A 15,588-nucleotide genomic window follows, 5' to 3' on the forward strand; every position below is an offset into this window, starting at 1 on the left:
GGTCAGGAGAGTGACCGACGTGAGCGACGAAGCCCGCACCGACGCCCCCGAGAAGAGCCTGCGCATCGGGCCGCCCAAGACGGCGGCAGCCGGCGTGCCCGGGGTGGTGCACGGCCTGGCCCATGTCTTCGAGGAGGCCGGGGTGGCGCGCGGCCTGCGCACGCTGCCGCTGATCAACCAGCAGCGGGGCTTCGACTGCCCCGGCTGCGCCTGGCCGGAGCCGGGCAAGCCGCACCTGGCCGAGTTCTGTGAGAACGGGGCCAAGGCGGTGGCCGAGGAGGCCACCCGCAAGCGCGCGGACGCGGCGTTCTTCGCCGAGCACGCGATCTCGGAGATGGCGACCTGGACCGACCACCGGCTGGGCAAGTCCGGCCGGATCACCGAGCCGATGCTGCGCGAGGAGGGCGCCGACCACTACCGGCCGGTGTCCTGGGACGACGCCCTCGACCTGGTCGCCGGCGAGCTGCGCGGCCTGGACTCCCCGGACCAGGCGGCCTTCTACACGTCCGGCCGCACCAGCAACGAGGCCGCGTTCCTGTACCAGCTCCTGGCGCGCAAGCTCGGCACGAACAACCTGCCCGACTGCTCGAACATGTGCCACGAGTCGTCCGGCACCGCCCTGGTCGAGACGCTGGGCATCGGCAAGGGCAGCGTGTCCCTGGAGGACATCACCGACCACGCCGACCTGATCGTCGTCGTCGGCCAGAATCCCGGGACCAACCACCCGCGCATGCTCACCGCGCTGGAGGAGGCCAAGGACCGGGGCGCCCGGATCGTGGCGATCAACCCCCTGCCCGAGGCCGGGCTGCAGACCTTCAAGAACCCGCAGCGGGTGCGCGGCGTCGTGGGGCAGGGCACCAAGCTCGCCGACCGGTTCCTCCAGATCCGCCTCGCGGGCGACCTGGCCCTGTTCCAGGCGGTGAACCGCCTGCTGGTCGAGGCCGACGACGACGCCCGGACCGCCGGGCACGCCCCCGTGCTGGACCACGAGTTCATCGCACAGCACACCTCCGGGTTCCCGGAGGCCGCGGCCGCCTGGCGCGCCGTCGACCAGGCCGACGTCGAGCGGGCCACGGGCCTGGACTGGGCGGAGATCGAGGCGTTCGTCGACGACGTGAAGGCCGCCGACCGCATCATCGTCTGCTGGGCGATGGGCCTGACCCAGCACAAGCAGGCCGTGGCGACCATCCGCGAGGTGGTCAGCTTCCTGCTGCTGCGCGGCAACGTCGGCCGCCCGGGCGCGGGCGCCTGCCCGGTGCGCGGGCACAGCAACGTGCAGGGCGACCGCACCATGGGCATCTGGGAGCGCCCCACCGAGCTCTTCCTGGACGCGCTGGGCACGGAGTTCGGCTTCGAGCCGCCGCGCGCCCACGGGTACGACGTCGTCGACACGGTCCGGGCCCTGCGCGACGGACAGCTCAAGGTCTTCATGGCGGTGGGCGGCAACTTCGCCGCGGCCACGCCGGACAGCGCGGTCACCGAGGCCGCGCTGCGCGAGGTGCCGCTCACGGTGCACGTGTCGACCAAGCTGAACCGCTCGCACGTGCTGCCCGGCAGGCGGTCGCTGGTGCTGCCCTGCCTCGGCCGCACCGAGCGCGACCTGACGGGCGGGCGCGAGCAGGTCGTCACCGTCGAGGACTCCATGAGCGTGGTGCACACGTCGCGCGGGCGGCTGGCCCCGGTCTCGGACGCCCTGCGCAGCGAGACCGCCATCCTCTGCGACCTGGCCCGGCGCGTGCTCGGACCGCAGGACCCCACGCCGTGGGAGGAGTTCGCGGCCGACTACTCCCGTATCCGCGACTCGATCTCCCGCGTGGTCCCGGGCTTCGAGGACTTCGACCGCCGCGTCGCCGAGCCCGGCGGGTTCGTGCTGCCCCACCCGCCGCGCGACGCCCGGCTGTTCCCGACCACGACGGGCAAGGCCAACTTCACGGTCAACGAGCTCGAGATCGTCCAGGTGCCGGAGGGCCGGCTGCTGCTGCAGACCGTCCGCTCCCACGACCAGTTCAACACCACGGTCTACGGCCTCGACGACCGGTACCGCGGCGTGAAGAACGGGCGGCGCGTCGTGTTCGTCCACCCGGACGACCTGGCGTCCGGCGGTCTGGCCGACGGCGACACCGTGAACCTGGTCAGCGAGTGGCCCGGGCCGGACGGCGGGACCGGCGAGCGCCGGGCCGAGGGCTTCCGCGCGATCGCGTTCCCGACGGCGCGCGGCTGCGCCGCCGCGTACTTCCCGGAGACGAACGTGCTGGTCCCCCTGGACCACACGGCGGACCAGAGCAACACCCCGGCGTCCAAGTCGGTCGTCATCCGCCTCGAACCCTCTCGCTGAGTGCTGGGTATTCGCCCTTTTTCGTGTGCCAGAAGGGCGAATACCCAGCACTCAACGGCTACGGGGCGAGGCGGAAGACCGGCCAGGCCAGCTCCGTGCGCCACGCGGCCCGGTCGGGGGTGTCGGCCGGGGTGACCAGGTACGTCTCGTGCACCGGGCCGTCGACGGCGAGGGCGTGGTCGACCACCCAGGCCCCGAGCCGCCCGTACGTGACGTCGATGTCGTCATGCGGCCCGTGGTGGACGACGGCGGCGAGCTCGGCCGCGGGCAGCTCGACGGGCCGTACCCGCCCGCGCTCCGGCGGGTCCGCCACCGGCCGGTACACCAGGACCGATCCGCGGCCGTCGCGGAACAGCGCGTTGTCGTACTGCCCGCCGGGCGGTCCGAGCCGCTCATGCCCGGCCACGGCCCCGTCCAGCTCGGCCATCGCGCCGGCGTACCAGGTCAGCACCTCGTCGTGCCCGACGACGCCGGTGACCGCGGCGACCGTCCGGGCCGGTTCGGACCGCAGCACGACCTCCGGCGGCGCCGCCGGGCTCAGCAGCCGGCGGAGCGACGCGACGGCGGCCCGGGTCCGGTCCAGCTCGGCCTCCAGCCGGCGCAGGTGGCCGGCGACCAGCCCGGCCCGCGCGTCGGCGTCGGGCGTGGCGAGAATCTGCCGCACCTCGGCCAGCGGCACGTCCAGCTCGCGCAGCCGGTGGATGACCTGCGCCTGCGGGATCTGCGCGGCCGTGTAGTACCGGTAGCCGCTGACGGGGTCCACCCGGTCCGGCTCCAGCAGACCGGACTCGTGATAGCGGCGCAGCGTCCGGATGCTCAGGTGGGTGAGCTCGGCGAAGTCGCCGATGGTCAGGCCTTGGGTCACGGCACCACTGTGCACCCTCCCCCGGTCGTTCGCGGCGGGGGTTGACCCTCTCCCTGCGGGAGACTCCAGCCTGGGGTCATGCACACCCCCGACAACAACGGTTCCCTCAGCGACCGCCTCGACGGCCGGCGCGCCCTGGTGACCGGTGCCAGCAAGGGCACCGGCGCCGCCGTCGCCGCCCGGCTGCGCGCGGCGGGCGCGACGGTGCTGGGCGTGGCCCGTACCGCGCCGGACCCGCACCCCGGCCCGCAGGGCTTCGTGGCGTCCGACCTCACCACGCCGGACGGCGCCGCCCAGGTCGCCGAGCACGTCGCGGAGCATCTCGGCGGCGTCGACGTCCTGGTGCACACGCTCGGCGGCTCGCACTCGCCGTCGGGCGGCTTCGCGGCCATGACGGACGTGCACTGGACCGAGGAGCTGAACCTGAACCTGCTCGCCGCCGTGCGCCTGGACCGCGCCCTGCTGCCCGGCATGATCGCCGCCGGCAAGGGCGCGGTGGTGCACGTCTCCTCGATCCAGCGCCGGATGCCGCTGCACACCGCCACGCTCGGCTACGCGGCGGCCAAGGCTGCCCTCACGACCTACAGCAAGGGGCTCGCCGTCGAGGCCGCCCCGCACGGCGTCCGGGTCAACGTCGTCTCCCCCGGCTTCATCCGCACGTCGAGCGCCGAGGCGCTGGTCGAGCGCTTGTCCGCCGGACAGGGCGTCAGCCGCGAGGCGGCGCTGGAGCAGCTCATGGACTCGCTCGGCGGCATCCCGCTCGGGCGGCCGAGCGAGCCCGCGGAGGTGGCCGAGCTCGTCGCGTTCCTCGTCGGCGACCGGGCGGCGGCCATCACCGGCGCCGAGCACACGATCGACGGCGGGACCGTGCCGACGGTCGGCTGACCGCCTCCGACAGACCCAGCAACGAAAGGAAGAACCATGAACGCGTCCATCACCGAGGGCCGGGCACTGCCCGCCGTCCTTACCGCGCACCTCGCAGCACACGAGGCCCGCGACGCCGAGCGCGAGCTGGCCTGCTACGCCGACGACGCGGAGGTCACCGACGAGGGCCGCACCTACCGGGGCCTGGCGGAGATCCGCTCCTGGCTGTCGCGGGCCGCGAGCGAGTACACCTACACCAGCGAGCTCACCGCCGTCCGGCAGGACGACGACACGCACTGGACCGCCGTGCGACACCTGGAGGGGGACTTCCCGGGCGGCGTCGTCGACCTCCGCTACCGCTACACCCTGCACGGCGACCACATCACCGAGCTGGTCATCGCCCCCTGACCCACCAACCCACCCCCCTCTTGGAGAGGGTGGGCGATACGCTGCGGCGCATGACCGAGGCGAGACGGGCCGTCGTGGCGGGCTGGACCGGGTTCATCGGACGGGCGCTCGTCGACGACCTCACGGCGCGCGGTTACCACGTCGTCCGGGTCGGCCGCGCCGGCCCCGACGTGCGGTGGTCCGACGGGCCGACCGCCCTCAGGGACGTGGTCGACGGCGCCGACCTGCTGGTCAACCTCGCGGGCAAGAGCGTGGGCTGCCGCTACACCGACCGGAACCGCGACGAGATCCTGCGGTCCCGGGTCGAGACCACCCGGCAGCTGCACGACGCCGTCGCAGCCGCCGCCCGTCCCCCTCGGTTGTGGCTCAACGCGAGCACCGCCACGATCTACCGCTACGCGCTGGACCACCCGCAGACCGAGGACGGCGGCGAGCTCGGCGCCGGATTCTCCGTCGACGTGGCGCGCAGCTGGGAGCACGAGCTCTTCGCGGGGCGCCTGCCGGAGACCCGACGGGTCGCCCTGCGCATGGCGATCGTGCTGGGCGGACCGGCGTCGGACATGCTCGCGCGGCTGGCGCGGTTCGGCGTGGGGGGCCCGCAGCTCGATGGCTGGTGGTTCCAGCACCATCGCTACCGTGGCATCGGCGACCGGCCGACGGGCGGCCCCGTGCCGGTCCACCACAGCGCCGGCCGGCAGAAGTTCTCGTGGATCCACGTCGACGACGTGCTGCGGGCCGTCCGGTTCCTGGAGCAGCACGAGGAGATCTCCGGGCCGGTCAACCTGGCCGCGCCGCACCCGGTCGACAACCGCACGCTCATGGCCGAGCTGCGCCGGGCGACCCGGATGCCGCTGGGGATCCCGGCGCCGCGCTGGCTGCTGGAGCCCGCGGTGTGGGTGCTGCGCAACGAGGCGGAGCTGGTGCTCAAGAGCCGCTGGGTGCTGCCCGAACGGCTCGCCGCCGCGGGCTTCGCCTTCCGGTGGCCCGACCTCGCCCCAGCGGTCGACGACGTCGTGCGCCGCCGCCGCGCCTGACGCGCCCGGTTCACCTGGTCCCGGTACGACGACGGCCGTGGTCACCTCCCGGGGGAGGTGACCACGGCCGTCGTCGGGCAGCGTGCCGGACGCCGCCTCAGGTGCGCCGGATCAGTGCGCGACCGCCTTCTCGGCGCCCGCGCCCGTGAGGGAGCGGACCTCCATCTCGGCGTACTTCTCCGGGTGCGACCGCTCCTTGCTCAGGTAGGTGCCGACGATGCCGAGCACGAACGCGAGCGGGATGGTCACGATGCCCGGGTTGTCGAGCGGGAACCAGTGGAAGTCGATGGCCGGGTCGCTGATCATCGACTTGCTGAGCCCGGTCACCGGGTCCGCGGGCTTCCCCGAGACCACCGGGGAGAAGATGATCAGCACGACGGTCGAGATGAGGCCGCCGTAGATGCTCCACAGCGCACCGGACGTGTTGAACCGCTTCCAGAACAGCGAGTAGATGATGGTCGGCAGGTTCGCCGACGCCGCGACACAGAACGCCAGGGCCACGAGGAACGCGATGTTCTGCCCGTTGGCGAAGATGCCGCCGATGATCGCGATGATGCCGATGACGACCACGGTCCAGCGGGCCACGCGGACCTCGCCGTCGGGCGAGACCTGCCCCTTCTTGATGATGGAGGCGTAGATGTCGTGGGAGAAGCTCGCCGCCGCCGTGATCGTCAGACCGGCCACGACCGCGAGGATGGTCGCGAACGCGACCGCCGCGATGATGCCGAGCAGGATCTCGCCGCCGAGCTCGAACGCGAGCAGCGGTGCCGCCGAGTTCTGCCCGCCGGGTGCCGCGAGGATCACCTCGGGGCCCACGAGGGCGCCCGCGCCGTACCCGAGCACCAGGGTGAACAGGTAGAAGATGCCGATCAGCCAGATCGCCACGACCACGGACTTGCGGGCCTCCTTGGCCGACGGCACCGTGTAGAACCGCATGAGCACGTGCGGCAGGCCCGCGGTGCCGAGCACCAGCGCCAGCGCGAGCGACAGGAAGTCGAGCTGCGACAGCGCCGTGGCGCCGTACTGCAGGCCCGGTTCGAGGATCGCCTCGCCGTTCTCGCCGGCCATGTTCACGGCCTCCTGCATGACGGCCGAGAGGCTGAAGCCGAACCGCGCGAGCACCCAGATGGTCATGGCGCCGGCGCCCAGGATGAGCAGCGTCGCCTTGATGATCTGCACCCAGGTGGTGCCCTTCATGCCGCCTACCAGCACGTACAGGATCATCAGCGCGCCCACGACGGCGATGACCAGGCCCTGGCCCGTCTTGTCGGTGATGCCGAGCAGGAGGGCGACGAGGCCGCCCGCGCCCGCCATCTGCGCCAGCAGGTAGAAGAACACGACCGCGAGCGTGGACAGCGCCGCCGCCATGCGGATGGGCCGCTGCTTGAGGCGGAACGACAGCACGTCCGCCATCGTGAACTTGCCGGTGTTGCGCAGCAGCTCGGCGACCAGCAGCAACGCGACGAGCCACGCCACGAGGAAGCCGATGGAGTACAGGAAGCCGTCGTACCCGTTGACGGCGATGGCGCCCGCGATGCCCAGGAAGCTCGCGGCGGAGAGGTAGTCGCCCGCGATCGCGGTGCCGTTCTGGGTGCCGGTGAAGTTGCGGCCGCCGGCGTAGAAGTCCGCGGCGCTCTTGTTCTGCCGCGAGACGCGGAAGACGACGATGAGCGTGACCACCACGAACGCCGCGAAGATGCCGATGTTGACCCAGGTGTTGCCGACGTTCGTGGCCTCAGCCGCCATGACTGTCCCGTTCACAGCTCGCCCCCCTCGATCTCCTCACGCAGGGCCTGCGCCCGGGCGTCGAACTTGTTGTTGGCCCACCGCGCGTAGAGCGTGGTGATCACGAACGTCGAGACGAACTGCAGCAGCCCGAAGATCAGCCCGACCGTGATGGTGCCGGCCACGCGGATGCTCATGAACTCGTGCGCGTACGTGCTCATGAGGGCGTACAGGAGGTACCAGACGAGGAACAGCGCCGTCATCGGGAAGACGAAGTTCCGGAAGGCCCTGCGCAGGCTCTGGAACTCGTCCGATCGCTCGACACGTTGGTAATCGGTTTCGGCAGGCCCTGCTGCCCGTACGTCACTCATGACGCCTCCATTGGCTCATGGGGGCGCGCGCTCTGCCGCGGCCCGGTGTGCGCATCTCGCACCCGGCCCAATGTGCCGTACCTCACACGCCGGGGGCAAACGGTTCAGACGGCGCGTTTCCCGACTTGACCAAGTCGTTACATTCGAACGGTATTCACCGACGGTCTCGGGGAAGCACCTGGTCAGCGCGACGTCAGCGGCGCACGTACTCCAGGTCGGCGACGTCCCGCCCGGCGTCGTGCGCCTTGCGCTCGAACCCGGTCAGCACGCGGCGCTCGAACCGCGGCGCCAGGGCACCCGGTCCGTGCGCGTTGACGAGGTTCTCGTCGGCCTCCAGCACCTCGACCATCTGCTCGGCGTACTCGGCCCAGTCGGTCGCGAGGCGGAGCGTGCCGCCGGGCCGCAGCACGCGCGCCGCGAGCGCCGCGAACTCCGCGGTGACCAGGCGGCGCTTGTGGTGGCGCGCCTTGTGCCACGGGTCGGGGAAGAACACCCAGAGCTCGTCCACCGAGCCGGCCGCGACCGTGGTCTCCAGCAGCTCGGCCGCGTTGGCCTGCACGAGCCGCAGGTTCGGCAGCCCGTCCCGCCCCAGGGCCGCCCCGGCCCGCTCGGCGCGCGCGATCGTGTGCACGAGCCCGGGCTGGTAGACCTCGACGGCGAGGTAGTCGCGCCCGGGATCGGTCGAGGCCGCCCCGACGACGGCGTCGCCCAGCCCCGAGCCGATCTCGACCACGAGCGGGGCGGTGCGTCCGAAGAGCGCCGCGGCGTCGAGCACGTACTCCGGGTGCACGGAGGTGCGCGCGATCGCCCGGGGCACGTCGAAGACGTAGGCGGTGCGGCGCTCGGCCCACAGGCGCTTCTGCTTGTCCGTGAGCCGGCCGGACCGGCGCACGAACGACACCGGCTTGGTCCGGAACCCCGAGAGGTCGAGCGGGGTCTCGGTGTCCTGACGCGCGGTGTCGGGCTGGGCGGATGCGGGCTGACTCACGGGAAAAGCGTACGAGGTCGCGGGCGGGCGTTGCGTATCCGCACGGATTCGCGCCTCGCGGTGCACGACGACGGCGGTGCGCGGCAGGCTGGGTCCCATGACCACCCGCGGCTCCTGCTCGCGCGTCGAGCTCGACGGACGGCGGGTCGTCGTCGACCTGTCCGACGCCGACGGCGACCAGCTCACCACCATGGCGGCCCGGAGCGGTACCTCCGGGCCGCAGCTCGTCCTCGGCTGGATCCGGCGCGGGCTCCTCGACGGCCCGGCCCGGGACCCCCGCGCCTGGGACGGGCCCGTGGACCGTGGGGCCCGGCTGGCGCGGGACGTGGAGGTCGCGCGGCAGGCCGACGAGGCCTTCGGCGACCTGTTCGGCAGTCCGGACCGCACGGACTGACGTCGCCCGCCCGGTCGGTGCGGCCCGCGACGGCCGGCTCCCGCCGGCTCCCGCCGGCGCCGTCAGGCGCGGCCGACCTCGGCCTCCAGCATCGCCACCGCCTCGCCCGGCTCCAGGTCCCGGACCAGCACCCGCAGCGTGAGCCCGTCGGCGAGCGCCAGCAGGCGCCGGGCCTGCGTCAGCGCGCCCTCCGCGCTGGTGTCGCGGTCGGCACGGATCAGCCGCGCACACTCGTCCTCGGCCCCTCGCCGCGCCTCGGCCAGCACCTGGCGGACGGCGGCGTCGTTGATCGACTTCGCCACGTAGGCGTACCAGACGGTGACGCCGATCCGGCCGGCGTCGTCGCGCGGGATCTGCTGGCTCATGACGTATCGCAGCCGGTCCCGCGGAGCGGCGTCTGCGGTCTCCTGGTACCCGCCGTAGGCGCGGTCGACCAGGGCGGTGCAGCCGGCCAGGACGAGGGCGTCCTTGGTGCCGAAGTAGTGCTGGATGCGCCCCATCGAGACGCCGGCCTCCGCGGCGACGTGGCGCAGGCTGACGCCCTCGATCCCGTGCCGGGCGATGACCAGCCAGAGCGCGAAGACGATCTCCCAGCGGCGCTCCTCATGGTCCACGACTCTCGGCATGCGACCAGGATAGCAATGCGATCGCATCGTTACCTGTTACGATGCGATCGTATTGTAAAACCGCCCGGCCCCGAGAGGACCTCCGATGCGCACCCCAACCACCGGCCCGAAACGCCGCCGCTGGCCGACCGTCCTGCTGGCCGTCGTCGCGATCGTCTCGACCGGCGGGCTGGCGCTGCTCGTCGCGGCGGGCGGTCCCGGCGTCGGCCACTTCCGCACGCCCGAGGACCGCCGGGCCTACGAGGACGCGTACGCCGAGGCGCTCGGCCGCCTGCCCGAGCCCACGGCGACGCACGACGTCGAGACGAGCTTCGGCACGGTCCGCGCCTACGCGTGGGTGCACGCCGAGCACCCCGACGCCACCCCCGTCGTCCTGCTGCCCGGCCGGTCCGCCGCGGCCCCGATGTGGGGCGACAACCTGCCCGACCTCGTCGAGCACCGGACCGTCTACGCCTTCGACACCCTCGGCGACACGGGCCTGTCCGAGCAGGCGGTCCCGCTGCGCGACATGGGCGACTCCGCGCGCTGGGTGGACGAGGCGATGGCCGGTCTGGACCTCGACCGGGTCCACCTCGTGGGGCACTCCCAAGGCGGCGGGCTGGCCGCGGCCGTGGCGGTGCGCCACCCGGACCGGCTGGCCAGCCTCACCCTGCTGGAGCCCGTCATGACGCTCGGCATGATGCCGCTCTCCGTCATCCTCACGACCATCCCGGTCTCGCTGCCGTTCTTCCCGGACTCGTGGCGCGAGTCCGCGCTGAACCGGATCGGCGGCGTGTCCGACGACGAGGTGGACCCCGACGACCCGCTGGCGCGGATGATCGCCGTCGGCTCCAAGAGCTACAGCTCGTCAGCGCTGCCCAGCCCCTCCGTGCTGAGCGACGCCGACCTGAGGGGGCTGGCCATGCCCGTCTACGTGGCGATCGCGAGCGACTCGTCGCTGGCCGGGGGCGAGGCGGCGGCCGAGCAGGCCAAGCTGATCCCGGACGCGCAGGTCAAGATCTGGCCGGACACCACGCACTCCCTGCCCATGCAGGTGGCCCCGGCGCTGGACGCGGAGCTGGAGACGTTCTGGTCGGCGCAGGACTAGTCAGCCCGCCAGCCGCTCCACCACCCACCACAGCGCCACCGCCGCGATCGCCGCGCAGCCCGCCGGCAGCACCCGGCGGGCCGTGCGCGGGGCGCGCACCCGCAGCAGCACCAGCAGCGGGAACACCACCGCGATGATGCCGAGCTGCACCGCCTCGATGCCCACGTTGAACGACAGGAGCGACAGCAGCAGGGTCCACGACCAGGCGGCCTCGATGCCGAGGGCTCCGGCGAACCCGACGCCGTGCACCAGCCCGAACACGAACACCACGGGCAGCCGCCAGCGGTCCCACGCACCGCGCTCGTCCCTGGTCCCGGCCGGGGCGTGCCAGCGCAGGGCGTCCCGCGCCGTGCCGGAACCGGCCGACGCCCCGCCCCCGAGCGTCACCCCACCGCGCCGGATCAGCACCAGGTCCACCACCGCCACGACAGCGATCGACGCCGCGATCACCGGCTCCACCACGATCGCCGGCACCGACACCACGCCGAGCGCCGCGAGCAGGAACGTCACGGAGTGCGCCACGGTGAACGCCGTGGCCGTCAGGACGACGTCGCGCAGCCGCCGCGCCCCGATCAGCAGCGCCAGCAGGAACAGCACGTGGTCGATGCCGAACAGCAGGTGCTCGCCGCCCAGCACGAAGAACTCCCCGACCTGCTTCAGCAGGCGGTGCTCCCCCGTCGTCAGGGTGGGCGACGACGTGGTGAGCACCGCCGAGCCGTCCTCGTCGTCGAGCGCGTACCGGATGATCGTCTCGGTGGAGTGCACGAAGGACTCGGCGTCCGGGAACAGGGCGCTGGAGACCTCGTGCACGCCCCCGGGCTCGCCCGCGCAGGCGAAGGAGTACGTGAGCGAGGCATAGGCCCGCTCCCCCCGCTCGACGATGTCGGCGGCGGAGAGCGAGGGCGCGCACGGCTCGCCGTCGTAGGTGACCGCGAAGCGGTCGGTGACGTACCCGTCCACCTCGGCCTCGTGCTCGTCGAGCTGGGCGAGCTGGTCATGCCGGCCGGTGGCCTCGTACGCCTCGGCCCGCAGCCAGGCGGACTTCATGAGCAGGTCGTACTCGAGGTCGAGCACCGCAACGACGTCCGGGCCGCCGCCCTCCGGACCGGAGGCCGACGGCGCCGTGGTCACCTCGGCGTAGACGTCGCTGGTGGCGTCGTGCGCCGAGGCGACCTGCCCCACGGCGGGGCTGCTCAGCACTGCGAGCAGCCCCGCCAGGGCCACGGAGCGTCCGCGGAGAGGACCGAACCTCAACGCCGCGCCGTGGTGAAGTACGCCGGCGACGCCGTCGTCGTGCCGCCCCCGGGGGTGCGGGCGGTGACGAACCAGGCGTACGTGCGGTCCGGCTTGAGGCCCGACCACCGGACGGAGGCGACCTCGCCGGAGGCCACCGTGTCCCGGCCGATCTCGTCGACCGGGTCGTAGAGCACCACCGAGTCGGTGCTGAACGACGTGGTGCGGGAGGTCAGGTCGACCGGCAGCACCATGTTGTCCTCGAGCCCGTTGTAGCGGTGCTCGGTGTCGTACTCCGTGGCGCCGAACTCGCCCAGCAGCGGCGAGTAGGTGTCGATGGAGACCTCGCCGCGGTCGACGTCGAACTGCAGCATGCGGAAGAACGACGCGCCGAACTGGAGCTGGTCGGTGGGGTCGTAGCCGCCGATCTCGGCGAGCCCGAGCTGTCCGGCGGACACCGTGTAGAACTGGTAGTCCGCGAGCAGCTCGACCACGCCGCCGCCGATGTCCCCGACCACGGGCGGGCGCACGTTGGTGCCCACGCCGTGCCGGTGCCCGGCGAGCACCATGAACACGTTCGGGTTGTCCTTGACGAGCAGGTTGTACAGCAGCGGCCCGTCGGACCCGCCGAAGTTGGCGCCGCGACCGTCGGGCGACGCGGACGGCTCCAGGTAGTCGTGCGTGAGCAGGATGCCGTTGCGGTCCGAGTACCGGTCGAAGACCGAGGCGGCCCACTCGGCCTCGTCCCGCGTCACGCCGTAGGACAGGCCCACCACCACGAAGTCCAGGCCGCCGGCCGAGAACAGGTCGTAGTGGTTCTCGTTCGAGCCGGGCTCCATGACACCGCCGTAGGACGCGTCCTCCCAGTCCTCGGACAGCGCCTCGTACCGGTCCGGGCCGAAGTACTCGTCGTACAGCGTCGGGTCGGTGCCGGACTGGTTGTCGTGGTTGCCCGCGACCACGCCGTTCGGGATGCCCGCGGCGTCGATCCGGGCCTGAGCCTGCGACGCGAACTCGAACTCGCCGATGACCTGGTCCTCCATCTCGGGCGGGAACGCCCGGATGTTGTTCTCGACGATGTCGCCGGTGTGCGCCACGTAGGCGATCTTGCGCTCGTCGGCGTTGTCGACGATCCAGTCCATGACGCCGTTGTAGCCCTGCGCCCAGACGGCACGCTCCTCGGCCGTCTCCTGCTCCACGGCGCCCTCGGTCAGGTACTGGGTGTCCGTGTAGTGGACCATCGAGAAGTCGTAGTCGTCCGGGTCGTCGAACCGGTCCTTGTCGCCGGCATCGATGTCGTCGGCGAAGGGGTCCTCGCCGGTGACCATGGCGTGCACGGTGCCGCGGTCCACGTAGTCGCGGGACACGGTGCCCTCCAGCACGGTGCCGCCCTCGACCGCGCCGCGCGCGGAGGCGACGACGTCCCATGCGTCGGTGTCCGGGTTCCAGGCCCGCAGGCTGACCAGGCGCGCCGGGTCGGCGGTGCCCTCCCAGCGCAGCACCGGCGCCTCGACGCGGCCGCGGACCGGCACGTCGAACCGCTGGTAGGTCACGTCGCCCGACGCCGGGGACGTGACCGACCTGCCGTCGCCCGGCTCCAGCGCCTTGGTGCTCAGCTTCTTCTGGCCGCGCACGTCCAGCGTGGTCGGCACGGCGCCCGTGCTGCCCTGCCAGGCCTTGTTCGGCGTGAGGATCTCCGCGGCGGAGAAGCGCGCGGTGACGTCGCCGCCGTCGGGCGCGGCCACCGTCGCCCTCAACGTGGCGCTGCGCCCCACACCCTCGGTGCCCGACGCCGGCGCGACGTCCGCCGGCACGTCCGGGATCCCGGCGCTCACGAAGCCGATCTCGTGCGTGACCTCGTTGCCGAGGCCGTCCGTCGCGGACACGACGAGCGTGTGCGCACCGGCGGTCAGGCCGGGGCCCACCGGGTCGCCCACGGCGATCTCCGCGCCGTCGAGCGTGACGTCCGGGCCCTCGACCACGCCGGAGGCGTCCTCGACGGCGACCGCGAGCGGCGCCGCGGAGGTGAGGCGGTCGCCGTCCGCGGGGGTCGCGGACACCAGCGCCGGGCCGGAGTTGTCGGTGAAGAGCGCGCGGATGGCGGTCTCCCCCGTGGTCGACGTCGCCGCGAGCTCGTGCTCACCGTCCGGCAGGGTGGTGGTGTCGACGTCGGCACGCAGGCCGCGCGCGGGGGCGTCGACCGTGAAGGTCAGCGTGACCTCGCGCAGCGCCGTCCCGCTGGAGCCGCAGGTGCCGTCGCCCATCGCGTAGGACGGCTTGAGCCCGACGCCGGCGGCGGTGCCCGCCGCGGGCGTCAGCGCCAGGTTCGAGATCGTGAAGTCGTCACGGTTGCAGTCACCCGCGAAGGTGCCCGTGACCACCTTGACCGTGTTGTCGCCGGGGCGCAGCCACTCGTTGGGGATCGCGATGTCGGCGCGCTGGCTCGCGTACGAGCCGCCCATCGGCGTCTCGATGCCGTTGACGACCAGCAGGTTCGCGGCCCCGCCGTCGACGGCGTTCGAGCCCACGTTGAACGAGAAGGCCGCGTCGCCCGCGCCGAGCGTCTCGGTGGTCTCCACCGCGTCGCCGTCGACCGTGAGCTGGGCCGTGGCGCCCTCGCCGTCGGCCGGGCGGGCGCCCGTGACGGTGACGGTGCCGCGGCTGAGGGTGCCGTCGACCGGCGTGAGGCGCGGCGCGCCGGCGGGCGCGTTGTTCACGCGGACCCGGTGCTTCGTCGAGTCGCCCGAGGCGGTGCGAGCCTCGATCGTGTGCGCGCCGTTGGTCAGCGTCGTGGTGTCGAGGTCCGCGCTCAGGCCCGTGGTGCCCTGCGGGTCGCCCTGGACGAAGAACGAGAGCTCGGCGCGCAGCAGCAGGCTGGTGTTGCTGCCGCAGGTGCCGTCGCCGAACGAGTAGGTGTACTCGTTCTCCTCGCCGTCGGCGAGCTCGCCGAGGGGCTCCAGCGTGAAGTCCGACAGCACGAAGTCGTCGTGGTTGATGCCGCAGTCGGAGCTGATCGTGCCCACGACCACCTCGACCGTGTTCTCGCCGGTCACGAGGTACTCGTCGGGGACCTCCAGCTCGACGCGCTCGCTCACGGCGTCGGGCAGGTGGATCGGCTCCGAGCCGTTGACCGACACGTAGTTCTTGTAGCGCGCCTCGGTCGAGTTGGTGCCGACCGTGTAGCCCAGCACCGACGTGCCGAGGGTCTCCGTGGCGCCCGGGACGTCCTTGCCGTCGACGGTCAGGCGCGTGACGTCGTCCCCGGGCGCGACCGGCTCGGCCGCGACGGGCACCGTGCCCTCGAGGAACTCGCCGTCGTCGGGAGTGAGGATCGGGGCGCCGGTCGCCGAGGCCTCCGGCTGGTGCGGGGCCGACGCCGTCGTGCCGGTGTCGGGACGAGCGGTGTCCGCGGGGGCGGCGGACGACGACGTCGCTGCCCAGCCCGTCATGGCGAGCGTGGCCGCCGTGACCGCCGCGACGAGGCCGGCCTGCTGCCGGCCCCGCTGTTTCCTGGTGACTGGCCGCATGGCCGTCCTCCCTGTGGTCCGTGAGAGATGGACGGCTCCGAGCACGCCCGGAGGACAAACCTGGACGGGCCGGGTGAACGGAACAGGTGCAGCAGGCAACAAGCGGACAAATAGTGGGTACCGGGAGGCGT

At 72.8% G+C, this 15,588-nt stretch carries 13 protein-coding genes; 6 read left to right on the plus strand and 7 right to left on the minus strand.

Annotated features, from left to right (window positions below; translation table 11 throughout):
* Nucleotides 1-19 precede the first annotated feature (19 nt).
* Nucleotides 20-2,335 carry an FdhF/YdeP family oxidoreductase gene (locus tag AB0I29_RS07455; RefSeq protein ID WP_357479926.1) on the plus strand — a complete coding sequence of 772 codons (2,316 nt, stop codon included), beginning with the start codon at nucleotides 20-22 and terminating at the stop codon, nucleotides 2,333-2,335.
* 58 nt (nucleotides 2,336-2,393) lie between these two features.
* Here the strand turns inward: AB0I29_RS07455 and AB0I29_RS07460 are convergent, their stop codons facing one another.
* Nucleotides 2,394-3,200, minus strand: coding sequence for a MerR family transcriptional regulator (locus AB0I29_RS07460; RefSeq protein WP_285102952.1), 807 nt, complete (start codon nucleotides 3,198-3,200; stop codon nucleotides 2,394-2,396).
* A 78-nt stretch (nucleotides 3,201-3,278) separates the two neighbouring features.
* Here AB0I29_RS07460 and AB0I29_RS07465 point away from each other — a divergent pair, with 78 nt between their 5' ends.
* Genes AB0I29_RS07465 through AB0I29_RS07475 form a run of 3 tightly spaced genes read left to right on the plus strand, consistent with a single transcriptional unit; the run spans nucleotide 3,279 to nucleotide 5,506 of the window.
* Nucleotides 3,279-4,085 (plus strand): SDR family oxidoreductase, encoded by an 807-nt coding sequence (locus AB0I29_RS07465; protein WP_357479929.1) that lies wholly within the window; start codon nucleotides 3,279-3,281, stop codon nucleotides 4,083-4,085.
* Between the two features lie 36 nt (nucleotides 4,086-4,121).
* Nucleotides 4,122-4,472, plus strand: a complete 351-nt coding sequence (locus AB0I29_RS07470; protein WP_285102949.1) for a nuclear transport factor 2 family protein — start codon at nucleotides 4,122-4,124, stop codon at nucleotides 4,470-4,472.
* Nucleotides 4,473-4,522: 50 nt separating this feature from the next.
* Nucleotides 4,523-5,506 carry a DUF1731 domain-containing protein gene (locus AB0I29_RS07475; RefSeq protein WP_357479933.1) on the plus strand — a complete coding sequence of 328 codons (984 nt, stop codon included), beginning with the start codon at nucleotides 4,523-4,525 and terminating at the stop codon, nucleotides 5,504-5,506.
* A gap of 111 nt (nucleotides 5,507-5,617) precedes the next feature.
* On the opposite strand, the gene AB0I29_RS07480 is transcribed toward AB0I29_RS07475, so the two are convergent.
* The 3 genes from AB0I29_RS07480 to trmB all read right to left on the minus strand — a co-directional run bounded on the left by AB0I29_RS07480 (nucleotide 5,618) and on the right by trmB (nucleotide 8,590).
* A complete protein-coding gene (locus AB0I29_RS07480) occupies nucleotides 5,618-7,252 on the minus strand; it encodes a cation acetate symporter (protein WP_285102947.1) in 1,635 nt (544 codons plus the stop codon).
* 11 nt (nucleotides 7,253-7,263) lie between these two features.
* Nucleotides 7,264-7,602 (minus strand): DUF485 domain-containing protein, encoded by a 339-nt coding sequence (locus AB0I29_RS07485; RefSeq protein WP_357479936.1) that lies wholly within the window; start codon nucleotides 7,600-7,602, stop codon nucleotides 7,264-7,266.
* A 193-nt stretch (nucleotides 7,603-7,795) separates the two neighbouring features.
* On the minus strand, nucleotides 7,796-8,590 hold the full coding sequence (gene trmB, locus AB0I29_RS07490) for a tRNA (guanosine(46)-N7)-methyltransferase TrmB (RefSeq protein ID WP_357479939.1): 795 nt from the start codon (nucleotides 8,588-8,590) through the stop codon (nucleotides 7,796-7,798).
* A gap of 97 nt (nucleotides 8,591-8,687) precedes the next feature.
* Between trmB and AB0I29_RS07495 the strand changes: the two genes are divergently transcribed.
* On the plus strand, nucleotides 8,688-8,984 hold the full coding sequence (locus AB0I29_RS07495) for a hypothetical protein (protein ID WP_285102942.1): 297 nt from the start codon (nucleotides 8,688-8,690) through the stop codon (nucleotides 8,982-8,984).
* Nucleotides 8,985-9,046: 62 nt separating this feature from the next.
* On the opposite strand, the gene AB0I29_RS07500 is transcribed toward AB0I29_RS07495, so the two are convergent.
* Nucleotides 9,047-9,610: a TetR family transcriptional regulator C-terminal domain-containing protein gene (locus tag AB0I29_RS07500; RefSeq protein ID WP_357479943.1), complete on the minus strand. Its 564-nt coding sequence runs from the start codon at nucleotides 9,608-9,610 to the stop codon at nucleotides 9,047-9,049.
* A gap of 85 nt (nucleotides 9,611-9,695) precedes the next feature.
* Between AB0I29_RS07500 and AB0I29_RS07505 the strand changes: the two genes are divergently transcribed.
* A complete protein-coding gene (locus tag AB0I29_RS07505; RefSeq protein ID WP_357479945.1) occupies nucleotides 9,696-10,697 on the plus strand; it encodes an alpha/beta fold hydrolase in 1,002 nt (333 codons plus the stop codon).
* On the opposite strand, the gene AB0I29_RS07510 is transcribed toward AB0I29_RS07505, so the two are convergent.
* Both AB0I29_RS07510 and AB0I29_RS07515 read right to left on the minus strand, forming a co-directional pair.
* Nucleotides 10,698-11,951, minus strand: coding sequence for a HupE/UreJ family protein (locus tag AB0I29_RS07510; protein WP_357479948.1), 1,254 nt, complete (start codon nucleotides 11,949-11,951; stop codon nucleotides 10,698-10,700).
* Nucleotides 11,948-15,457, minus strand: a complete 3,510-nt coding sequence (locus tag AB0I29_RS07515) for a metallophosphoesterase (RefSeq protein ID WP_357479951.1) — start codon at nucleotides 15,455-15,457, stop codon at nucleotides 11,948-11,950. The genes AB0I29_RS07510 and AB0I29_RS07515 overlap by 4 nt, the downstream gene beginning before the upstream one ends.
* Nucleotides 15,458-15,588: the final 131 nt, after the last annotated feature.

The sequence above is a fragment of the Promicromonospora sp. NPDC050262 genome, assembly GCF_040655935.1.
Taxonomy (GTDB): domain Bacteria; phylum Actinomycetota; class Actinomycetes; order Actinomycetales; family Cellulomonadaceae; genus Promicromonospora.

What these genes read in the sequence shown, in the direction of transcription:
- AB0I29_RS07465 (WP_357479929.1), top strand. Translation starts at nt 3,279, where the DNA reads ATGCACACCCCCGACAACAACGGTTCCCTCAGCGACCGCCTCGACGGC.
- AB0I29_RS07470 (WP_285102949.1), top strand. Translation starts at nt 4,122, where the DNA reads ATGAACGCGTCCATCACCGAGGGCCGGGCACTGCCCGCCGTCCTTACC.
- AB0I29_RS07475 (WP_357479933.1), top strand. Translation starts at nt 4,523, where the DNA reads ATGACCGAGGCGAGACGGGCCGTCGTGGCGGGCTGGACCGGGTTCATC.
- AB0I29_RS07480 (WP_285102947.1), bottom strand. Translation starts at nt 7,252, where the DNA reads ATGGCGGCTGAGGCCACGAACGTCGGCAACACCTGGGTCAACATCGGC.
- AB0I29_RS07485 (WP_357479936.1), bottom strand. Translation starts at nt 7,602, where the DNA reads ATGAGTGACGTACGGGCAGCAGGGCCTGCCGAAACCGATTACCAACGT.
- AB0I29_RS07495 (WP_285102942.1), top strand. Translation starts at nt 8,688, where the DNA reads ATGACCACCCGCGGCTCCTGCTCGCGCGTCGAGCTCGACGGACGGCGG.
- AB0I29_RS07500 (WP_357479943.1), bottom strand. Translation starts at nt 9,610, where the DNA reads ATGCCGAGAGTCGTGGACCATGAGGAGCGCCGCTGGGAGATCGTCTTC.
- AB0I29_RS07505 (WP_357479945.1), top strand. Translation starts at nt 9,696, where the DNA reads ATGCGCACCCCAACCACCGGCCCGAAACGCCGCCGCTGGCCGACCGTC.
- AB0I29_RS07515 (WP_357479951.1), bottom strand. Translation starts at nt 15,457, where the DNA reads ATGCGGCCAGTCACCAGGAAACAGCGGGGCCGGCAGCAGGCCGGCCTC.